Raw genomic sequence first — 18,237 nt, forward strand, 5'->3', positions numbered from 1 at the left:
CGCGATGGATAAACCGAGCGAGTATTGAGTGAGTAAGGCAAGTTGAACGCCATTCTTTTGAACGCAGCACAGATTCTCGGCACGAAGGTGCAGACGTTGGCGCGTTTTCACGAACGTTTCTGCCAGCGTTGGACTGACCAATCGGATGCCGTAGCGCTTCGCACTGTCGGCTCATTTATGCTCATGCCCACCCTTCTGTTTGCAGCCGTGCTCGCATCGGGCTTAACGACAGATTTTGCAGCCATTGCTGTTCTTGCCGCAAGTTTTGCTGGCTTTGCGATGATTCTATGCGCGCTCAGCCTCATGGGTCTGAGCGTTGCAGCACTTGGAGCGTTGAATTTCTTGGCCTATGGCGCCGGTCTTGCCGCAATTTCAATGTTTCTAAATGCCAGCAACGTCGCGCTTTGGATAATGGCAGCAGCCTTGCCGCTGGAAATATGGTTTGTCAGCCGTAAGATTCCGCCTGTGCTTGCAGCGACTGGCTTGAGCGCCTGCGTTTTAAGTTTCTTTGCGCTTAAAGGTGGCATATCTGTTGCACCCGCATCGCTGATCATTTTGATACTTTATATGATGAGCCTTATAGCGCGCAGTTTTGCGATTAAATCTGCACTTCAATCAAAGCCGCTTGTGCAGCATCAACCTGTGGTCGCGGAAGGCGGTGTGCGACTCTGTCTGGATATCGAGGGCGTTCTCACTCAAGTTGATGCGCAGTCCGCAGCAGTGCTGGGCGTGCAGCCACACAATCTTGAAGGCGTTGCGTTGATTGATCGGATCCATGTTGCAGATCGCGTGCAATATTTGTCGCTTCTGGCGGACCTGCGTTCAGGACATGCATCACAGCCAGCGGATATTCGTCTGCGCATGTTGGAAAACGGCACTCCGGTTTTTCTAGCCTTCCGTATGGAAGGTGCTGCCAGCAACGGCATTATCACCCTGGTCGGCCGTTCGCTCGAAGGCGAACATAAGCTGCTTGAAGAAATCAATGCGCTGAAAGCGCAGCTTGAAGCGGAACGGATCAGCAAGGGACGTTTGCTTGCAACCGTCAGCCATGAACTGCGCACGCCGCTCAATTCGATCATCGGCTTTTCGGATATACTCTCGCACGAAATGGGCTGCCAGTTGCAGAATGAAAAACAGCGCGAATATGCTGGTCTCATTCATAAGTCGGGCCATTATCTGCTCGAGCTGGTCAATTCTGTGCTTGATAATTCAAAGCTTGAAACTGGCACTTACGGCATTGAGCCACAGAATATTAATTTCAGGGAAGTGGCTGAACTGTGTGCGGCTGTTATGCTGCCGCAGGCCGAGAAAAAGGGCATCGCTTTTTGTCATCGTGTGAATGCGAGCACCGGTGATCTGGTGGCGGATCGCCGTGCGCTACAGCAAATCTTGATCAATCTTGCAGCCAATGCCGTGAAATTTACGCAAACCGGTGGATGCGTCACGATCGATGCTGCGCGTGTAATGATCAATGGGCGTCCACATCTCGAAATCGTGGTCTCTGATACCGGCATTGGCATTGAACCGGAAGATATGCAGCGCATCGGGGCGCCATTCGTGCGCGCAGACAATCACTATACGCGCGCGCAAGAGGGCAGCGGCCTTGGCCTTTCGGTGGTCAAGGGGCTGGTGGAACTGCATCAAGGCTCGATGCAAATTAAAAGCTGTGTGGGCGAAGGAACGGTCGTAACGGTCCACCTTCCGGTTGCAGGCCCACAAAAACTGCTCGAACCGGGCGCTTTGGGAGAAGAAGATCAACAGCAACTTGGCACGGTTATTGACATGCACCGTCACCAGGGAGAACGAAATAATGACTGGCAGAAAGACGAAAACCGGGAACAAAGCCCAGAGCGGATCGACGCGCAAGCCCGCAAAACGGCATAGCCTCGGTCGCCGTCTGCTCAAGTTCTTCTTCAGTTCGGCTTCCGCGCTGGCGATTTTCGCTGGCAATGTCATCGTGCGCAATCCTGTGCTTACAGGCGGAGCCACAGCGTTTATCGTGGTGATGGGGTTTGTTTCGGCCAATGCGCTTTGGTATCAGCCAGAAGCGCATAATGCCGTGTTTTTCAAAACCCGTGCGAATTTTGTTTTCAAGGCAACGCCACGTGCGGTGCTGCCTGGAACGGTTGTTGATAAAAAGCATGAAACTGCCAGCATAGAAACACCACAGACAGTGCCGTCGCAATCAGTGGCGGAGAGCGCAGAATTGTCGCCTGATCGCCTGCAAGTGACAGGCTCTATTGATGAAATGCTGCCCGCTCTTGCACCAAATGCCGATCTGGAGATCGCGCGATTGCAACAAAGATTGTTGACGCTTGGTATTTATCAAGGCGCTGTCGATGGCTTCACCGGCCCCCAGACGCGTGAGGCAATTGAGCGGTGGCAGGCACTTCAGAAGAAGCTCGGTGTTCCTGCACAAAATGCTTCGGCACAAACGCCATCGCAAGATGATGTTGCAAAGGTTATCGATCTGGCCATACCGACACCGCGTCCCGAACCTGCCGTGTTGAAAGTCAGTGAAACAGCAAATCGCGCGCCCGATCTTGCATCGCTGGAGCGTAAACCAGCGCCGCAAAAGAAGCATGCGGCATCGGCACCGGCCATTGAGCAGCAGGCAAGGATTTCCTCTCAGGATATTGTCCGCGTGCAGGCGGGCCTTAAAGCTTTCGGCAATGAAAAAGTGAGCGTTGACGGGGTTCCCGGTAAGTCGACGCAGGATGCCATTCGCGAATTCCAGAAATTGTTCAACCTGCGTGTCACGGGAGAAGTCGATGCTGCACTGATTTCCAAGATGCGCGAAATCGGGTTGATAAGCTGATGCGTGTTACATCTGATTTCTGGGTGTCGGCTTTAATCCGCAGAGTGCAGGGCGAGGGCGGATTTGCCTATCTCGCGCGTCGTGGCTCCAAAGAGGCCGGTGCGATCTTCATCAAAGTCAGTTCGCGCCTTGGAACATGTGATCTATATTCGCCCGCACCGCAGACGTCTTATGATGAAGACGATGATGGAGAACGCATGTTTTTGCGCATTCTCCACGAGGTGGATGATCTCAAAGCAGGGGAGCGCATGGAGCGCGAAATTCGCTTTGATCCAGATCTTTGGTTGGTTGAACTGGAAGATCTGGCTGATCCGGCAAATCTATTTTCTATTTCACCGGATGATCTATAAGTTTGATCGTGCTGTAGCGGTATTTACATCCGCGGCAGTCGCCATCTCGCGCAACTTGCTGCGCAACAGTTTCGACATGTCATCAGCCTTCCAGCGCCGCACGAGCATGACAGCTTTTTCGCGGTCAATCGAACGATACATCTGAACGAATTCGCGCAAATGATCGCGACTGGCTGCAATCGGCCCCAAAAGCGCTGACATGATCATGAAACATTCCGAAGCAGATATTCCAAGTGCGCGCAGTGCGATAGGCAGATGTGTTTGCGGCCATTGCCCGATAATGTGATCGGCGCGCTCAAAAGATACATCAAGCGAATCGGCCAGCGCCGTCCGGAAAATCTGATCATCGATGAGCAAAGCCGTATCGATAAGATATTCAGGTGCCCAGAGTGCGCTTGTACCCGAAAGCGATGACGCAAAGGGTGAGCCGTCATCCGGCTTTTCAATTGTGTATTCTGACGTGACGGTTTTTTCAGGTTCAAGGCCCGCGAGATTTTCCTGCAGGGCCAGCAATCGATTGATTGCTGGATCATCGAAGCTGCGCAGAACATTTTTCAGCAACGGGTCGTCAGACTGCCTGCGAGCAACAGCGCGGGCATGGTCCAGCCCATTCTTGGCGATGATGTCGAGCAAATCTTCGGATCGCAAAACCGGCGAACGCAGAAGGATTGGTGCGGAAATCTCGACTGGCTCGCTTGCAAGCGAAAGAATGAGCCGGCGCGGCGCGTCTTCAATCTGAGCAAGTGCGTGGGCGGCTTGCCGTTTTCCGCGTGTGGTTGCGCGTTCAATGAGCGGAAATGCCAGATCTTCAAGCTGATGCGCATCGTGACGGCTGGGGCGTGTGATGGAGGCAAACGCAGCTATTGCAGCGCCCAGAAGGTCGTCTGCTTTGCTGCTGTCAGCTCTTGAATGTGATTGGCTCCGGTTCGCTGAAATCTCTTCCAGCACGCGGAACTGATCATTTGTCACGCAAAATTACTCCACACGACCTAAAACTACGAACGCCATCTGCCACAAGTCGGCAACCTCGATAATAGGTATGAAGCCTTAGCAACTCATTAACCGTGCGTAAGAAAGTGTCTGTTTCGCAGGGAGTTAACCCGCTTCATATGGTGTGCAGTTTGCTTGTGTGAAAAAGTCTTGGACCTGCTGACTCCAGCTCGCATCAGGAACGAACCCCCGCAGGAGAACCGCGCCTTCGCCGGCATTCAGTTCAATAATGATGGAACGGCCATCATTCTGCAGACCCTCGGCACGAAGCGCTGCAACACCAAGCGGATCGGCAATGATCAGATCAAGCTGCCGGTCAGTCGACACATTATCATTGAGGCTGTAAAGATTATCGCCATTGGGTGCGTAAACCGATAGCGACCAGAAAGGTAGATTGCCTTTTGCGGTGATCTGTACGGGGCCATCGGTCAGGTCAAACCGGCATGCGGCCTGTTCTATGAGTGGGTCCTGATCGCTGACAAGCCCCGATGTGTCGGAAAGCATATAGAAGCGATAAGGCTCGCCCAAAGCTTCCAGATGTGACCACGCATTCTTGCTCGAATAAAGCGGAACCAGCAACAACACCGCAATATGCACGATTGCAGCGCCGACCAGACCAAGCACCAACAGGCGGAGCACCTTAGCCACGACAAGCCTCCCGTCCGGTAATTGGCAGAATGCGTGGCATGACGAGATCAGTCAGCCCGGACGAACTTGCAGCCGGTGTATCATGAAGTGTCATGACAAGCACGAAACTGCCACTGCCTTCAACGGGCAGCCAGTTATCCGGGCTGGCATCTGGCCCCACTGTGATTTGAATGCTGCCGTCATTGTCATAAAGCACTTCACGTGAGTGCAGCGCAGGTTGCAGACCTTCGCGGGGGGTAAGTGGCTCAAGGTTCGGATCGGCCGGATAGAGCGTCCAGAAACGTGCCGGTGGTGTCAGTCCGGTAAGGCGATAACTGCACCCGCGCCGCAATTCCGCTCCATGGCTATCACGACGCGCATAAAACGGTAGCCCTTCAGCTGTTCCGAGTGCAAGCGAGGCTTTGCGCGCGGCGCGCGCCTTTGAATAAGGATCGGCCTCACTGGTACCGGAGGCGGGGTAGGCATTCCACGCGTCAAGCTGTAATTCACCGAACCCGTCAAAATGGTCCAGCGTATAATCGGTCACCCATATACCGCCGCCAATTGCAATCGTGAGCACGGCCAGAACTTTGAGAATTGTTTTCAGCATTCTGGACTCAAAGAACCGATATTTTTGTTCGTCCCGCAAGCGCGGGAACGGGCGGCGAACTGAGGAATTTGTCGCGCAGCTCTTTAAGCGTTTTTGTCGCGACGGGTGAGAGAACGCGCGGTGGAGCGGCCATCATTTCCTGCGGGCTTGCCGTTGCCGCAAGCGTTGCCTGGGGCGTCTTTGCAGGGGCGGGGAAGGCAGGCGTGATACCGGGTATTGGCTTTAGCTCGATATTCTGATGCGCGTAATTCATCATGCGCTGCCATGCCATCGCAGGCAGAACGCCACCGGTAAGCTCTTTCATCGGCGTGAAATTATCATTGCCGAACCAGACTGCGGCTGTGAAATTTCCGGTGAAGCCGACAAACCATGCATCGCGATAGTTCTGCGTCGTGCCTGTTTTGCCGCCAACCCGCGTCATGGAAAGGGCTGCGCGGCGTGCCGTACCGCGTTCTGGCACCTGCACAAGCATTGAGTTCATCTCAAACGCTGCTTTTTCGGACAGCGCACGATGCGGCTTTGGTGCATCGCGGGTAAAATCCCACAACACTTTTCCATCTGCCGATATAATCTGCGTAAAGCCATGGCGATTGCCAGCCATGCCGCCATTGGGAAAGACGTTAAAGCCGGTTGCCTGATCCATCACCGTCATTTCCGATGTGCCGAGCACCATGGTTTTATGCGAAGAAATGGTTGATTCCACCCCCATGGCTTTTGCAAGTGCAACAATGGGGGCAGTTGTGAGATGATCGCGCGCAAGGCGCACAGGCACCGAATTGAGCGAGCGCACAAGTGCTGTTGTGAGATCAACGCGTCCGGCAAAGCTGCGGCCATAATTGCGTGGTGACCAGTTGCCCCAACTAATCGGTGCATCGGAAACGACCGTGCTTGGCGTCAGACCTTTTTCCATCGCGGCCGCATAGACATAAGGCTTGAAGGACGATCCTGCCTGCCGCAGCGCTTTGGTTGCGCGATTAAACTGGCTCTCGCCATAGTCGCGCCCACCGACAAGCGCACGCACCGAACCGTCATTGGCTATGACGACGGTGGCTGCTTCCGAGACATTATACTCTTTGCCATTCTGGCGCAGATAGAATTCGAGCGATTCCTCAGCTGCTTTCTGAATGTTGCGGTCGAGTGTCGTGCGTACGGTGAGCGTATGCTGGGGAAGTTTTCCTGCAACTTTTTTGACTTCTTCGAAGGCCCAGTCGAGGAAATAGTCGGGGCTTTCATTTTTTGCACGGTCGATGATGCTGGCAGGGTTGCGGCGCGCAACAGCCACCTGGCCATTGCTCATGAAGCCGCTTTCAACCATGTTGGAAAGCACCACATTGGCGCGTGCGCGTGCCGCAGGCAGATTGACATGCGGTGCGAATTTCGCAGGCGCTTTGAAAAGCCCGGCCAGCATGGCAGCTTCCGCAAGAGTGACATCTTTGACGTTTTTACCGAAATAAAACTCGGAGGCAGCAGCAATCCCGAATGTACCACCCCCCATATAAGCGCGGTCGAGATACAGTTGGAGAATCTCTTTCTTGGTGAGATTGCTTTCAAGCCAAAGGGCGAGGAAAGCTTCCTTGATCTTGCGTTCAATCGTCCGCTCATTCGAAAGAAACAGGTTCTTGGCAAGCTGCTGCGTGAGGGTCGAGCCGCCTTGCACCACGCCATTGGCACGCAGGTTCTGATTGAGCGCGCGGCTAAGCCCCCAGAAATCAATGCCATAATGATCGAAAAAGCGGCGATCTTCCGTACCAAGCACTGCTTTGATGACATGATCGGGCAGTTCATCAATCGGCACTGCCTGGCGATGCAAAATCCCGCGTTGGCCTATTTCATTGCCATATCGATCGAGAAAGGTGACGGCATAGTCATCCTGCGCACGCCAGTCTTTTTTGGTTTCTTCAAAAGCTGGAAGTGCAAGTCCGAGCATAAGGACGGCGCCAATCGTGCCAAGCGTAAAGCCTTCATCCAGCACTTCCACGACCAGACGTCGAAAGCCGCGAACACGAAATCTGCGCGAGAAAATAGTGATATTTTCCCACCATTCACGTGTATGAGAACGCAGATTATAGAGGCCGGAATCGATCCAGGCATCAAGTCCTATAAGCCGGGAAACCCGAAAGGGCCGGCGGCTTTTTTTGTTAGAACTTTCATCGGCCGTTTTACGCATGAACTCTACTTTAAAGCCGTAAAATTTATGAAACGAGCGAAACCTGCTCGCGGATAATAGCAGATTAATAAGTTATAACTCATTTTAATTCGTAAACAGAGTCGACAAAAGTCGATATGAAAAAAATCATAAATAGGAAAATAGTCCTTGACGGCGTAACGGTGCTTTGCTACCAATTAGATACGGTCAAGAAATTGTGACTGATACCGATGAGAGCTTCGATACCCCCGGCTTTTATCGATATTTACAAAACCCCGGAAGCAACGCGCTTTCGGGGTTTTGCATGAAAAGAGGTTAAACCTGACGGATATGGCCGTTGAAGACGCAAAAAAATGACGCGGACCGCGAGGCGCAGGTCAGGCTGGCTTTTTGCCTGCAAATAAAACATGAAATCACCCCTGCGGATATTGCGCAGGTGATGGGCATCACGGAAAAAAACTATCGGATTCGTCTCGGGCGTCTCAATCTGGATGATAAAATTGTCAGCAAGCCGTCTGCCAGTGAAACGGCTTTGCAAAGATTGCAGGCAGAACTCAATAAATTAATTGATGGCGATGATTTGCCGGACAAAAGCAAGGCTGAAGCCCTGATGGCACTGGCCAAGGCTGTGAAAACCGTTGGCGAGCTTGTTGCTGAAACACAGACTGCTGAAGGGGACACGGTGACATCCGTTGCAAGCCTTCACGAGGTTCGACAGGCGCTTATCCGCATAGACAGGAGAATTGAAGATCTTGCTCAAAGGCGCGCGCGGGACATCTTGGGGCGCGGACTTGACGCAAAATCAGATAATGGCAGCGGATTGTGAATGGCTGATCAGGGCGCGTGATGCGCAATTGCCACCATTTGGTGACTGGCGGACCTGGCTTATTCTGGGCGGACGTGGCTCGGGAAAAACGAGGGCAGGGGCGGAATGGGCATCGGGGATGGCATTGGGATTGGCACCTTTCTCGCAGAAAGCATGCGGACATATTGCGCTGGTCGGCGAAACTTTCGCCGATGCGCGTGAGGTGATGGTCGATGGCCCTTCCGGCATTTTATCGGTGTCGCGCATTTCGCGTCCCCGTTATGAAACAACGCGCAGGCGACTGCTGTGGGACAATGGGGCCGTGGCGTCTCTTTATACATCAGAAGATCCAGATGGCTTGCGTGGGCCGCAGTTTGATGCCGCATGGTGCGATGAGCTTGCAAAGTGGAAAAACCCGCAAGCCACATGGGACATGCTGCAATTCGGGCTTCGACTGGGAGACTTCCCACGTCAGGTGGTGACGACAACACCGAGGGCAGTGCCATTGTTGAAGGCGCTGATGACAGACAGTTCTGTGACCATGACGCATATGCGCACCGCGGAGAATGCAGCGCATCTGGCTGTTGGCTTTATGGAGACTATCAATCAACGCTATGCGGGAACCCGTCTTGGACGACAGGAACTCGATGGCGAATTGATTGAGGAGCGCGCAGGCGCTTTGTGGTCGCGTGAGCGGATCGAACAGTGTTTTGAACCCAAAGCCCCTGAGCTTGAGCGTATTCTGATCGCTGTTGATCCGCCTGCATCATCCAACAAATCGTCGGATGCCTGCGGAATCGTTGTGGCCGGGATTGATGAAAATGGCTTTGCGCATGTGTTGGCTGATGAAAGCATGAATATGGCCAAGCCGCATCAATGGGCGCGGCGTGCAATCGCACTTTATCATTCTTATGAGGCCGATGCGATTTTGGCCGAGGTCAATCAGGGCGGTGAAATGGTTGCCGCCGTTCTGTCGGCCGAAGATGCCACCGTTCCGGTGCTGATGCGGCATGCATCGCGCGGCAAATGGCTGCGCGCCGAGCCGGTGGCGGCCCTTTATGAACAGGATCGTGTTCGTCATGCAGGACGCTTTGCAGCACTTGAAGATGAAATGTGTGATTTCGCACCCGAAGGTCTGTCCACCGGGCGCTCGCCGGACCGTCTTGATGCCCTTGTCTGGGCGCTGACCGAACTCATGCTCGGTCACGACCGAAAGCCGCGTATCAGGCGTTTCGGATAACATTTACACTAATTGGAGAGCCGATATATGGCGTGGAAATTGCCGTGGCGCAGAAATGCCGGGAAGGCAGCCTCATATTCTGATGCGGGACATGAGCGAAAAAACACGAATGGCTTTGTGGCCCTTCATATGGAACGCGGACCATCCTGGATAGCGCGGGATTATACATCATTGGCGCGCGAAGGGTTTATGCGTAATCCGGTGGCGCATCGTTGCGTTCGGCTGATCGCGGAAGCGGCCAGCAATGTGCCATGGCTGCTTTATGAGGGCACGACCGAGCATGAAGTTCATCCGCTGCTTGATCTTGTGGCGCGCCCCCAGAGTGGTCTGGATGGAAGCAGTTTTTTTGAACGGCTTTATGGCCATTTGCTGATTTCAGGAAATGCTTATGTGGAGCGTGTTGCTCTTCCAAGCGGAAACAGCGAGTTGCATTTGCTCAGGCCTGAAAGGGTGACGCTAGAAACATCGAATGATGGATGGCCGCAATCGCTGATCTATCGTTCAGGCAATACAAGCCGAGTGGTGTCTCTTTCAGGCGAGGCATCCTCTGGCCTGCATCTGAAACTGTTTCATCCACTGGATGATCATTATGGTTTTCCGCCGCTTGAAGCGGCTTTAATGGCGCTTGATCTGCATAATGCAGCAGGTGCCTGGAACAAGGCTCTGCTTGATAATTCCGCACGGCCTTCCGGCGCGTTGGTCTACGCACCAAAAGATGGTGGCAATCTGACGGAAGAGCAGTTTGATCGCCTGAAAACCGAGCTTGAAGAAGGCTACACAGGGGCCTCAGGGGCGGGGCGACCATTGCTTCTTGAAGGCGGACTGGACTGGAAAGCCATGGGCTATAGCCCGCAGGATATGGATTTCATCGAAGCCAAAAATGGTGCCGCACGCGATATTGCGCTGGCATTTGGCGTGCCGCCGATGCTGCTCGGTATTCCGGGTGATAACACATATGCAAATTATGCCGAAGCCAATCGCGCCTTCTATCGCCTGACTGTTCTGCCGCTGATCAACCGGACTGCCAAGGCCTTTGGCTGTTGGCTGGGCCCACTGTTTGGCGGCGATCTGCGGCTAGAGCATGACATTGACCAGATCGAAGGGTTGTCGCTCGAACGGGAGTCGCTCTGGCGGCGTGTGTCAGAAGCCTCATTTCTTAGCGATGACGAAAAACGCGATGCGGTTGGCTATCAGCTGCGCGCAGAAAGGAGAGTGCCATGAGTAATCTGAGTGATACCGTAATGACATCCGATGCAACATTGGTTTGGTTTGCCAAGATTGCCGGAGCGGTTGCCGGTTCTGCCGTGTCACTTGCCTATATGCTGCCCAAAGGAAAACGCGAAGCTGGCATTCGCTTTGCGGTGGGAATCATCTGCGGCATGATCTTTGGCGGTGCCGCAGGCGTTAAAATAGCGGAAACACTCTCGCTTGAAGCCCTTCTTGGCCGAGCTGAACTGATGCTGATGGGGTCGACGGCTGCAAGCCTTGCTGCATGGTCGGTGCTTGGCATTCTGAAGCGCTTTGCCGAGCGGGTGAAGCATGCGCCGCTTCAGGGGCTTATAACGTCTCAAAGGAGCGGGAATGATAAAGCCTGATCTCAAGCTGGAAACCAAGCGTGCTTCACTTGCGCTCAGTGATGTCGAAATTGACGGGAGTTTTTCCGGCTATGCCAGTATTTTCGGCCTGCCTGATCTTGGCAATGACATTATTGAAAAAGGTGCTTTTGCAAAGTCGCTGTCGACCCGGAGATCGTCGGGTGTGCGGATGCTCTGGCAGCATGATGCGGCCGAGCCGATCGGTGTATGGACAGATATTCGCGAGGATGCGCGTGGTCTTTATGTGGAAGGCAGGCTTGCCAAGGGTGTGGCGCGCGCACGCGAAGCACTGGAGCTGATGCGGGCAGGCGGGCTTGATGGACTGTCCATCGGCTTTCGCACCGTGAAGGCGCGCAAGGATGCACGCACGGGCCTGCGCCATATTGTTGAAGCGGATCTCTGGGAAATCTCGGTGGTGACGTTTCCGATGCTGCCACAGGCGCGCATCAACAATCTGAAAGCTGATTTGCCAACAGTCAGAGAATTTGAACGCTGGCTCACGCGGGATGCGGGGTTAAGCCGTTTCGCTGCACGTCTGGTGATAGCCAAAGGCTATTCAGCACTTGCAGCCTTACAAAGCCGGAATGAGCGGGACGCTCTCAACTCGGGCGATACAGGCCTTGCACAGCGTATGCGTGCCGCCTGCATGATGATGTCTTTTAACTAAATCAGGATCAAAATGAACAACACTCACAAAGTCCAGCTCGAAACCAAGAGCGTGGAAACAAAGGCGCTTGGCGCCAATCTGGGCAATGATGGCGATGTGTCGGAAGCCTTCGATGAATTCATGGCCGCTTTTTCGGCCTTTCGTGAAGCCAATGATGAGCGGCTGAAAAAAGTCGAAAAGAATGCGAGTGTCGATGTGCTGCTGCGCGAAAAGGTTGATCGTATCAACCACGCGCTCGACGAGCAGAAACTGGCGCTTGACCAATTTGTTCTGAAAACTGCACGTCCGCAACTGGGCAAATGTCCGGTTGTCGAAAACCGCGAACACAAGCAGGCTTTTGATGGCTATGTACGCCGTGGCGATGAACAGGCGATGCGCGGTATTGAGCAGAAAGCGCATTCTTACGCCTCTGGGCCGGATGGCGGTTATCTTGTGCCAGCAGAGCTTGAAACCGAAATTGGCCGCAGGCTGGCTGTGTTGTCGCCGATCCGTGGCATTTCAAGCGTGCGCCAAGTTTCTGGCGCTGTGCTCAAAAAGCCGTTTTCGGTGAGCGGCCCGGCAACAGGCTGGGTCGGTGAAACTGATGCTCGCCCACAGACAGCTTCGGCCAAACTGGCAGAACTGCAGTTTCCAACTATGGAAATCTACGCGATGCCGGCGGCAACATCTTCGCTTCTCGATGATGCTGCCGTTAATGTCGAGCAGTGGATCGCCGAGGAAGTGGAAGCAGCCTTTGCCGAGCAGGAAGGCGAGGCCTTTATCAGCGGCAATGGCGTCAACAAGCCAACGGGCTTTTTGAGCTATGATACGGTCGAAGACACAAGCTGGGAATGGGGCAAGATCGGTCATATCGAAACGGGTGTTGCAGGTGCGCTGCCAGCAGCCGATCCGTCTGACAAGCTGATCGAACTTATCTATGCGCTGAAAGCCGGATATCGTCAGAATGCCAGTTTCGTTATGAATCGCAAGACTCAGAGCGTGCTGCGCAAGCTCAAAGATGCAGACGGAAATTACCTCTGGCAGCCGCCCTCGGCTGTTGGCGAGAAAGCGTCACTGATGGGCTTTGGTCTGGTTGAGGCCGAGCATATGCCGGATATTGCAGCCGACGAAACGCCAATCGCTTTTGGTGATTTTGAACGGGGGTATCTGGTTGTGGACCGTATTGGCGTTCGCGTTTTGCGCGACCCATACTCTGCCAAACCATATGTGCTTTTTTATACCACCAAGCGCGTTGGCGGTGGTGTTCAGGATTTTGATGCGATCAAGCTTCTGAAGTTTGGAGCCTGATATTTGCATCAACAAGCATCGTATCCGAAAGCGGAATCATGTTTTCGGGATGCGCATTTCGCAGCGGCTTTGCTGCATTTCTGCTTAACGACCCTGCCGGTTTTGGCAGCTAGATTCAATTCGCAAACACGTTGAATCTTTTTCTGGAATGCCATTCGTAACTATCTGATTTGAGAGTTATTTTAAGGGGAAATAAATGACAATGTTTCTTGTCACGCCGCCGGTACTTGAACCGGTGACGGTTGCGGATGCGCGTGCATTTTTAAGAATTTCAACGGACAGCGAAGATGACATTCTTCGCCGTATTATCAAGACAGCGCGTGAACTGGTCGAGGCTGATACAGGGCTGGCTCTTATCGACCAAACTTGGCGGTTGCGCGTTGATCGCTGGCCGCGTTCGGGTCGGTTGGCTCTTTTCAAGTATCCGGTAAAGGCTGTGACCGCTGTCGTCGCATATCGCTGCGACGGAACTGCAATCAGCATGGAGCCCGAAGAATTCATGCTCCAGCATGGACGCCGCCCCCAGCGTGTTTACATGGCACAATATCCTGATGCGCAGTCGTTTTGCGGTCTTGAAGTCGACTTCATTGCGGGCTTTGGCGAAACGGGTGTCGAGGTGCCTGACGCCCTCAAGCAAGCCATACTCACGTTGAGCGCGCATCTCTACGAGAACCGCGCTGGTCTTGATGGCGCAACATCAGAGCTTCCGCCGATGGTTGGGCAGATGGTCGATAGTTGGCGGCGCATATCTCTATGAACAACGTCCTGTTTATTGATCCAGGCCAGCTCACCGTAGAGCTGGCTCTGGAAGCCATGCATCCGATTGCCGACGGCATGGGCGGCTATCGCGAAACATGGGTGGAAGTATCAACCGTTTGGGGGCGCATTGAACCAATATCCGCCAGTCAGCGCGATTTCGGCACCCGGCCACGCCCGGAAATAACCCATCGTATCTTGGTGCGCCATCGTGAAGATATTTCATCCGACAAGCGCTTCCGAAAAGGGGGGCGTGTTTTCTTGCTGCGTTCCGTACGCGATCCGGATGAAAGCGGACGCTATCTGATTTGTCTGGCAGTGGAGGAAGGGCGGTGAACGTAACCATGAAATTAACGTTTGATGGCCTCGTGCGTGCGCTTCGGTTCAAACAGATAGCGCTGCGTGAGGAAATTGCCACCTGGGGATCTGGCAGTCGAGGCGACAAAGAAAAGCTGATTGGGGAACACAATGAAGAGCAGCGCGGCAGCATTGCAGAAAGCACTTTATGAGGCCTTGAAGAACGACGGCGAACTCATTGAAACGCTTGGTGGAGAACATGTTTATGACCATGTCCCACCAAAAACCACATTCCCTTATATCACGCTTGGCGAGACACTGACGAAGGATTGGAGCACGGCGAGCGAGCCGGGCGGGGAGCATTTTCTCAACATTCAGATATGGGCGCGCGACTCAGGCCGCAAACGCGTTTTGGAGATTGCCGGGCGCATCGCTACGCGTCTTGATGAACAGCCGCTCGAAGTCAACGGCCATCGTATCGTCAATCTTATGTTGACCGAAGTGCTAGCCCGTAACACCGACGGGTTCGGGAGTTATCTCGGCACCATGCGCTATCGCGCCGTAACAGAACCCGTAATTTGATTCAGGAGCCAAATATGACAGCTCAACGCGGCAAGGACATCTTGCTGAAAATTGCGCATGGGGCAGGGCAGTTTGAAACCTGTGCCGGCCTGCGCACCAAACGCATTGCGTTCAATGCGGAAACGGTCGATGTGACTGACGCTGACGCAGCCGGGCGCTGGCGACAGTTGCTGGCCGGAAGCGGCGTGCAGCGGGCCTCTGTAAGCGGGTCTGGCATATTCAAAGATGCAACGTCTGATGCTCTGATACGCAGCATATTCTTTGATGGTGAAATTCGCAACTGGCAGATTTTACTTCCTGACTTTGGAACAATCACAGGGCCGTTTCAGATCGTGGCTCTTGAATATGGCGGCAATCACGATGCGGAAATGACCTTTGAAATTGCGTTGGAATCCGCCGGACTGATCGCCTTTGGAGAAGCGCTATGATGATCAATCGTCATCGTGGCGAGGTTGCGGCAAAACTGGATGGTCGTGACTGGACACTCTGCCTGACGCTCGGTGCGCTGGCGCAACTCGAATCTGCTTTTGAGGCAGACAATCTTTCTGACCTGATCATGCGCTTTTCCGGCGGTAAGCTGTCTGCTTTCGATATGCAGCGCATCATCTGTGCGGGCCTTCATGGTGGTGGGCATAATGTACCGTTTGAAGACGTGGCCGAAATGCGCGCCGATGGCGGTGCCAGCGGCTATGCCCGCATCGTTTCAGCACTGCTGACGGCGACCTTCGGAACGGAAGAAAGCGATTCTCCTTCAAACCCTTGAGTGCCGCAGTTGAATCAAGTCCTTCACGTCAGCCTTTTCCCTGGAAAGAGGTGATGCGCGCTGGCTTTGGTTTGCTGCGGCTTTCTTCAAAAGACTTCTGGGCCATGACCCCACGCGAACTCAGTGTCGTTCTCGGGCCTGTCTCGCAGAGCAAAAATGCTCCTTCGCGCGCGACTCTCGACGCGCTGATGCATGCCTTTCCCGATAGGTGATTTATCATGACGGATGAAACCGTAACTGTTTCCGTCGAGGCGGATACAAGCGCATTTGATCGCGCATTGACGGACCTCGAAAAACGCTCATCAAGCTTCGGCTCAAGCCTGACGACTGCACTCAAAAGTGCAATCGTTTCCGGCAAGGGGCTTGACGATGTGCTGCGCGGCCTTGCCAGCAGTCTGGCAGGTTCGGCACTTTCGGCCGGGCTTCAGCCATTGCAAAGTCTTGGCTCATCGCTGATGTCGGGCGTACTTGGCGGTATTCGTGGCATCATGCCGTTTGCGAAAGGCGGTGTGGTTTCAAGCCCGACCTATTTCGGCATGGGCAATGGGGCGCTGGGGCTGACGGGGGAGGCCGGTGCAGAGGCGATTTTGCCACTCGCGCGCGGTGCTGATGGCAGACTTGGCGTTGCCACGGGTGGCACGGGCAGTAAGCCAGTGCAGGTGGTCTTTAATATGACGTCGCCCGATGCATCTTCTTTCCGCAAGTCCGAGGCACAGCTTTCCACCATGCTTGCAGGTGCAGTACGCCGTGGCGCACGGAGGATGTGAGATGGAAGCCTTTCACGATGTGCGTTTTCCGCTCAGCGTTTCGTTTGGTGCAACCGGTGGGCCGGAATGGCGCAATGAAATTGTCACGCTCACATCAGGTATGGAAAAGCGGAATGCGCGCTGGGCGCATTCACGCCGACACTTTGATGCGGGGACGGGGCTGCGCTCGCTTGATGATCTGAAAACCGTATTGGCTTTTTTTGAGGCGCGGCGCGGGTCGCTTCATACGTTTCGGTTCCGCGACCCGCTCGATTTTTCTTCCGCAACCGGCTGTGCTGCGCCCTCGCATCTCGATCAGGTGATTGGAACGGGCGATGGGGCCACCACACGCTTTCAACTCGTCAAACATTACGAGACATATGATCGCCCCATCCGGCGGCCCGTTGCAGGCTCTGTGGTGGTTGGTGTGGATGGCATAAGGCTGACTGAAACTGAGGCTTTCACGCTTGAGCCCGCCACTGGCATTGTCGCTTTCACATCCGGTTATGTGCCGTCTTCAGGCCAGCGGGTCAGTGCTGGTTTCCTGTTCGATGTGCCGGTACGTTTCGATACGGATCGTCTTTCGGCCAGCATCGCCTCGTTTCAGGCGGGTGAAATCCCGTCCATTCCCATCATTGAGGTCAAGGCATGATCCCTGTTCCGACTGAACTTGAATCACATTTAAAGGGTGAAGTGACAAGCCATTGCTTTGCATGGCTTATCAGGCGTTCTGACACTGTCGTTCTCGGTTTCACCGATCATGATTCTGCCTTGCCTTTGGACGGAGTTTTATGTGAACCGCTCACGGGATTGAACAGCAGCGAAGCAACCACAATGCTTGGTCTCTCTATCGCCGGAGGCGAGGTCGAGGGTGCACTCTCATCGCAGCGCATCAGCGATCGCGATATTGAACTTGGCCGCTACGATGGTGCCATCGTTGAAAGCTATCTGGTCAACTGGAATGCTCCAGATAAGCACATGCTGTTGCGGCGCTGGATAGCGGGCACCATCAGCCGCTCCGATGGACGCTTCGTAATGGAGTTGAAAGGCGCCGCTGCAGCGTTCGATGCCGTTTGTGGGCGCCGGATTATGCGCCAGTGTAATGCAGTGCTAGGCGATAACCGTTGCGGCGTGAATGGCAATGATCCGCGATTTTCTGCCGTTGGTTCAATCCTGCATGCCGATGGTGTGATGCTTGATGTTGCCGGGCTTGAGGGCTTTGGCAGTGGCTGGTTCACGCAAGGACTGCTCACATGGACGAGTGGTGAAAATGTCGGTCGGTCTGTGCGTGTTCTTATGCACAGTGGCACTAATCTAAACCTAACCGATCAGCCGGTCCTGCCTGTCACAGCAGGCGATGGTTTTCGTATCATTGCTGGCTGCGACAAGAGTTTTGCCACCTGTAAGGCGAAATTCGAAAACGGCATTAACTTCCGAGGTTTTCCGCATCTTCCCGGAAACGATGCAGCTTTTGCCTATGTCAGCGGCGGCAATGAGTATGACGGGAGCGCACTGGTGCCATGACAATCGCAGACAAAGTTTTGACCGAAGCTGAAAGCTGGATTGGCACGCCCTATCGGCATGGCGCGTCAACGCGCGGCATAAGCTGCGATTGCCTCGGACTGGTGCGGGGTGTTTGGCATGCGCTTTATGGTGAGGAGCCAGAAGATCCCGGTGCCTATGCGCCGGACTGGGCGGAGGCCGCATCTGGCGATCCGCTGCTGGAGGCGGCCAACCGGCATATGCAGCCTCGTTCCAGCTATAATCCTGAGCCGGGTGATCTGTTGATCTTTCGCTGGCGCGCCGATGTTGCGGCCAAGCATCTTGGCATCATGACCAATCAAAACCGTTTCATCCATGCCTATGAGGGGCATCGGGTAATGGCCTCTGCGCTGGTGCCGCAATGGCGGAAACGTATAGCCGGAATTTTCATCTTTCCCGAACCAAAAGGTTAAGCA

Annotated in this window: 24 protein-coding genes; 20 read left to right on the forward strand and 4 right to left on the reverse strand. The window is 54.2% G+C overall.

The annotated features are described in order from the left end of the window. The first annotated feature begins 42 nt into the window (after positions 1-42). Genes ABE527_RS04035 through ABE527_RS04045 form a run of 3 tightly spaced genes read left to right on the forward strand, consistent with a single transcriptional unit; the run spans position 43 to position 3,168 of the window. On the forward strand, positions 43-1,884 hold the full coding sequence (locus ABE527_RS04035; protein WP_499696195.1) for a sensor histidine kinase: 1,842 nt from the start codon (positions 43-45) through the stop codon (positions 1,882-1,884). Next, the gene (locus tag ABE527_RS04040) at positions 1,811-2,818 is read left to right on the forward strand and encodes a peptidoglycan-binding domain-containing protein (protein WP_265983183.1); all 1,008 of its coding nucleotides are present in this window, start codon (positions 1,811-1,813) and stop codon (positions 2,816-2,818) included. The genes ABE527_RS04035 and ABE527_RS04040 overlap by 74 nt, the downstream gene beginning before the upstream one ends. Continuing rightward, positions 2,818-3,168, forward strand: a complete 351-nt coding sequence (locus ABE527_RS04045) for a DUF1491 family protein (RefSeq protein WP_499693538.1) — start codon at positions 2,818-2,820, stop codon at positions 3,166-3,168. Before ABE527_RS04040 ends, ABE527_RS04045 begins: the two co-directional genes overlap by 1 nt. Here ABE527_RS04045 and ABE527_RS04050 read toward each other — a convergent pair. From ABE527_RS04050 to ABE527_RS04065, 4 genes are all read right to left on the reverse strand, one after another. Continuing rightward, the gene (locus ABE527_RS04050) at positions 3,163-4,137 is read right to left on the reverse strand and encodes a DUF2336 domain-containing protein (RefSeq protein WP_499696196.1); all 975 of its coding nucleotides are present in this window, start codon (positions 4,135-4,137) and stop codon (positions 3,163-3,165) included. The genes ABE527_RS04045 and ABE527_RS04050 overlap by 6 nt on opposite strands. A gap of 126 nt (positions 4,138-4,263) precedes the next feature. Next, positions 4,264-4,806: a DUF1254 domain-containing protein gene (locus tag ABE527_RS04055; RefSeq protein WP_499696197.1), complete on the reverse strand. Its 543-nt coding sequence runs from the start codon at positions 4,804-4,806 to the stop codon at positions 4,264-4,266. Beyond that, entirely contained in the window at positions 4,799-5,395 is a 597-nt protein-coding gene (locus ABE527_RS04060; protein WP_499696198.1) for a DUF1214 domain-containing protein, read from the reverse strand. The genes ABE527_RS04055 and ABE527_RS04060 overlap by 8 nt, the downstream gene beginning before the upstream one ends. 7 nt (positions 5,396-5,402) lie before the next feature. Next, positions 5,403-7,562, reverse strand: coding sequence for a transglycosylase domain-containing protein (locus ABE527_RS04065; protein WP_499696199.1), 2,160 nt, complete (start codon positions 7,560-7,562; stop codon positions 5,403-5,405). Positions 7,563-7,878: 316 nt separating this feature from the next. Here ABE527_RS04065 and ABE527_RS04070 point away from each other — a divergent pair, with 316 nt between their 5' ends. The 17 genes from ABE527_RS04070 (at position 7,879) to ABE527_RS04150 (ending at position 18,234) form a co-directional block, all read left to right on the forward strand. Continuing rightward, entirely contained in the window at positions 7,879-8,367 is a 489-nt protein-coding gene (locus ABE527_RS04070) for a hypothetical protein (protein WP_499696200.1), read from the forward strand. After that, the gene (locus ABE527_RS04075; protein WP_265983856.1) at positions 8,351-9,586 is read left to right on the forward strand and encodes a DNA-packaging protein; all 1,236 of its coding nucleotides are present in this window, start codon (positions 8,351-8,353) and stop codon (positions 9,584-9,586) included. Before ABE527_RS04070 ends, ABE527_RS04075 begins: the two co-directional genes overlap by 17 nt. Before the next feature lie 27 nt (positions 9,587-9,613). Further along, positions 9,614-10,807 carry a phage portal protein gene (locus ABE527_RS04080; protein WP_499696201.1) on the forward strand — a complete coding sequence of 398 codons (1,194 nt, stop codon included), beginning with the start codon at positions 9,614-9,616 and terminating at the stop codon, positions 10,805-10,807. Beyond that, complete coding sequence (locus tag ABE527_RS04085; protein WP_265983193.1) at positions 10,804-11,181, forward strand: DUF6107 family protein; 378 nt, start codon at positions 10,804-10,806, stop codon at positions 11,179-11,181. Before ABE527_RS04080 ends, ABE527_RS04085 begins: the two co-directional genes overlap by 4 nt. After that, the gene (locus tag ABE527_RS04090; protein WP_499696202.1) at positions 11,168-11,848 is read left to right on the forward strand and encodes an HK97 family phage prohead protease; all 681 of its coding nucleotides are present in this window, start codon (positions 11,168-11,170) and stop codon (positions 11,846-11,848) included. Before ABE527_RS04085 ends, ABE527_RS04090 begins: the two co-directional genes overlap by 14 nt. Positions 11,849-11,860: 12 nt before the next feature. After that, entirely contained in the window at positions 11,861-13,135 is a 1,275-nt protein-coding gene (locus ABE527_RS04095; protein ID WP_499696203.1) for a phage major capsid protein, read from the forward strand. Between the two features lie 196 nt (positions 13,136-13,331). Further along, complete coding sequence (locus tag ABE527_RS04100; protein ID WP_396996418.1) at positions 13,332-13,892, forward strand: head-tail connector protein; 561 nt, start codon at positions 13,332-13,334, stop codon at positions 13,890-13,892. Further along, positions 13,889-14,227, forward strand: coding sequence for a phage head closure protein (locus ABE527_RS04105; protein WP_499696204.1), 339 nt, complete (start codon positions 13,889-13,891; stop codon positions 14,225-14,227). Before ABE527_RS04100 ends, ABE527_RS04105 begins: the two co-directional genes overlap by 4 nt. An 8-nt stretch (positions 14,228-14,235) precedes the next feature. Then, entirely contained in the window at positions 14,236-14,400 is a 165-nt protein-coding gene (locus ABE527_RS04110) for a hypothetical protein (protein WP_265983198.1), read from the forward strand. Then, on the forward strand, positions 14,360-14,770 hold the full coding sequence (locus ABE527_RS04115; protein WP_499696205.1) for a DUF3168 domain-containing protein: 411 nt from the start codon (positions 14,360-14,362) through the stop codon (positions 14,768-14,770). The genes ABE527_RS04110 and ABE527_RS04115 overlap by 41 nt, the downstream gene beginning before the upstream one ends. 14 nt (positions 14,771-14,784) lie before the next feature. Continuing rightward, complete coding sequence (locus ABE527_RS04120; RefSeq protein WP_499693546.1) at positions 14,785-15,198, forward strand: phage major tail protein, TP901-1 family; 414 nt, start codon at positions 14,785-14,787, stop codon at positions 15,196-15,198. Next, entirely contained in the window at positions 15,195-15,533 is a 339-nt protein-coding gene (locus tag ABE527_RS04125) for a gene transfer agent family protein (RefSeq protein ID WP_499696206.1), read from the forward strand. Before ABE527_RS04120 ends, ABE527_RS04125 begins: the two co-directional genes overlap by 4 nt. Continuing rightward, a complete protein-coding gene (locus tag ABE527_RS04130) occupies positions 15,530-15,745 on the forward strand; it encodes a rcc01693 family protein (RefSeq protein WP_265983202.1) in 216 nt (71 codons plus the stop codon). The genes ABE527_RS04125 and ABE527_RS04130 overlap by 4 nt, the downstream gene beginning before the upstream one ends. Before the next feature lie 6 nt (positions 15,746-15,751). Next, positions 15,752-16,300 (forward strand): phage tail tape measure protein, encoded by a 549-nt coding sequence (locus tag ABE527_RS04135; RefSeq protein ID WP_499696207.1) that lies wholly within the window; start codon positions 15,752-15,754, stop codon positions 16,298-16,300. Between the two features lies 1 nt (position 16,301). Continuing rightward, entirely contained in the window at positions 16,302-16,931 is a 630-nt protein-coding gene (locus tag ABE527_RS04140; protein ID WP_396996414.1) for a phage distal tail protein, Rcc01695 family, read from the forward strand. Continuing rightward, positions 16,928-17,803: a phage/gene transfer agent baseplate hub protein gene (locus ABE527_RS04145; protein ID WP_499696208.1), complete on the forward strand. Its 876-nt coding sequence runs from the start codon at positions 16,928-16,930 to the stop codon at positions 17,801-17,803. The genes ABE527_RS04140 and ABE527_RS04145 overlap by 4 nt, the downstream gene beginning before the upstream one ends. After that, positions 17,800-18,234, forward strand: coding sequence for a C40 family peptidase (locus ABE527_RS04150; protein ID WP_265983206.1), 435 nt, complete (start codon positions 17,800-17,802; stop codon positions 18,232-18,234). The genes ABE527_RS04145 and ABE527_RS04150 overlap by 4 nt, the downstream gene beginning before the upstream one ends. Positions 18,235-18,237 lie beyond the last annotated feature (3 nt).

The organism is Brucella sp. TWI432, assembly GCF_039674445.1.
Classification (GTDB): domain Bacteria; phylum Pseudomonadota; class Alphaproteobacteria; order Rhizobiales; family Rhizobiaceae; genus Brucella; species Brucella chromiisoli.

Excerpts from the sequence above, each read along its gene's own strand:
- ABE527_RS04140 (WP_396996414.1), top strand. The coding sequence starts at position 16,302 with ATGGAAGCCTTTCACGATGTGCGTTTTCCGCTCAGCGTTTCGTTTGGT.
- ABE527_RS04045 (WP_499693538.1), top strand. The coding sequence starts at position 2,818 with ATGCGTGTTACATCTGATTTCTGGGTGTCGGCTTTAATCCGCAGAGTG.
- ABE527_RS04040 (WP_265983183.1), top strand. The coding sequence starts at position 1,811 with ATGACTGGCAGAAAGACGAAAACCGGGAACAAAGCCCAGAGCGGATCG.
- ABE527_RS04100 (WP_396996418.1), top strand. The coding sequence starts at position 13,332 with ATGACAATGTTTCTTGTCACGCCGCCGGTACTTGAACCGGTGACGGTT.
- ABE527_RS04095 (WP_499696203.1), top strand. The coding sequence starts at position 11,861 with ATGAACAACACTCACAAAGTCCAGCTCGAAACCAAGAGCGTGGAAACA.
- ABE527_RS04080 (WP_499696201.1), top strand. The coding sequence starts at position 9,614 with ATGGCGTGGAAATTGCCGTGGCGCAGAAATGCCGGGAAGGCAGCCTCA.
- ABE527_RS04075 (WP_265983856.1), top strand. The coding sequence starts at position 8,351 with ATGGCAGCGGATTGTGAATGGCTGATCAGGGCGCGTGATGCGCAATTG.
- ABE527_RS04110 (WP_265983198.1), top strand. The coding sequence starts at position 14,236 with ATGAAATTAACGTTTGATGGCCTCGTGCGTGCGCTTCGGTTCAAACAG.
- ABE527_RS04150 (WP_265983206.1), top strand. The coding sequence starts at position 17,800 with ATGACAATCGCAGACAAAGTTTTGACCGAAGCTGAAAGCTGGATTGGC.
- ABE527_RS04120 (WP_499693546.1), top strand. The coding sequence starts at position 14,785 with ATGACAGCTCAACGCGGCAAGGACATCTTGCTGAAAATTGCGCATGGG.
- ABE527_RS04090 (WP_499696202.1), top strand. The coding sequence starts at position 11,168 with ATGATAAAGCCTGATCTCAAGCTGGAAACCAAGCGTGCTTCACTTGCG.
- ABE527_RS04105 (WP_499696204.1), top strand. The coding sequence starts at position 13,889 with ATGAACAACGTCCTGTTTATTGATCCAGGCCAGCTCACCGTAGAGCTG.
- ABE527_RS04135 (WP_499696207.1), top strand. The coding sequence starts at position 15,752 with ATGACGGATGAAACCGTAACTGTTTCCGTCGAGGCGGATACAAGCGCA.
- ABE527_RS04065 (WP_499696199.1), bottom strand. The coding sequence starts at position 7,562 with ATGCGTAAAACGGCCGATGAAAGTTCTAACAAAAAAAGCCGCCGGCCC.
- ABE527_RS04115 (WP_499696205.1), top strand. The coding sequence starts at position 14,360 with ATGAAGAGCAGCGCGGCAGCATTGCAGAAAGCACTTTATGAGGCCTTG.
- ABE527_RS04085 (WP_265983193.1), top strand. The coding sequence starts at position 10,804 with ATGAGTAATCTGAGTGATACCGTAATGACATCCGATGCAACATTGGTT.
- ABE527_RS04125 (WP_499696206.1), top strand. The coding sequence starts at position 15,195 with ATGATGATCAATCGTCATCGTGGCGAGGTTGCGGCAAAACTGGATGGT.
- ABE527_RS04145 (WP_499696208.1), top strand. The coding sequence starts at position 16,928 with ATGATCCCTGTTCCGACTGAACTTGAATCACATTTAAAGGGTGAAGTG.
- ABE527_RS04060 (WP_499696198.1), bottom strand. The coding sequence starts at position 5,395 with ATGCTGAAAACAATTCTCAAAGTTCTGGCCGTGCTCACGATTGCAATT.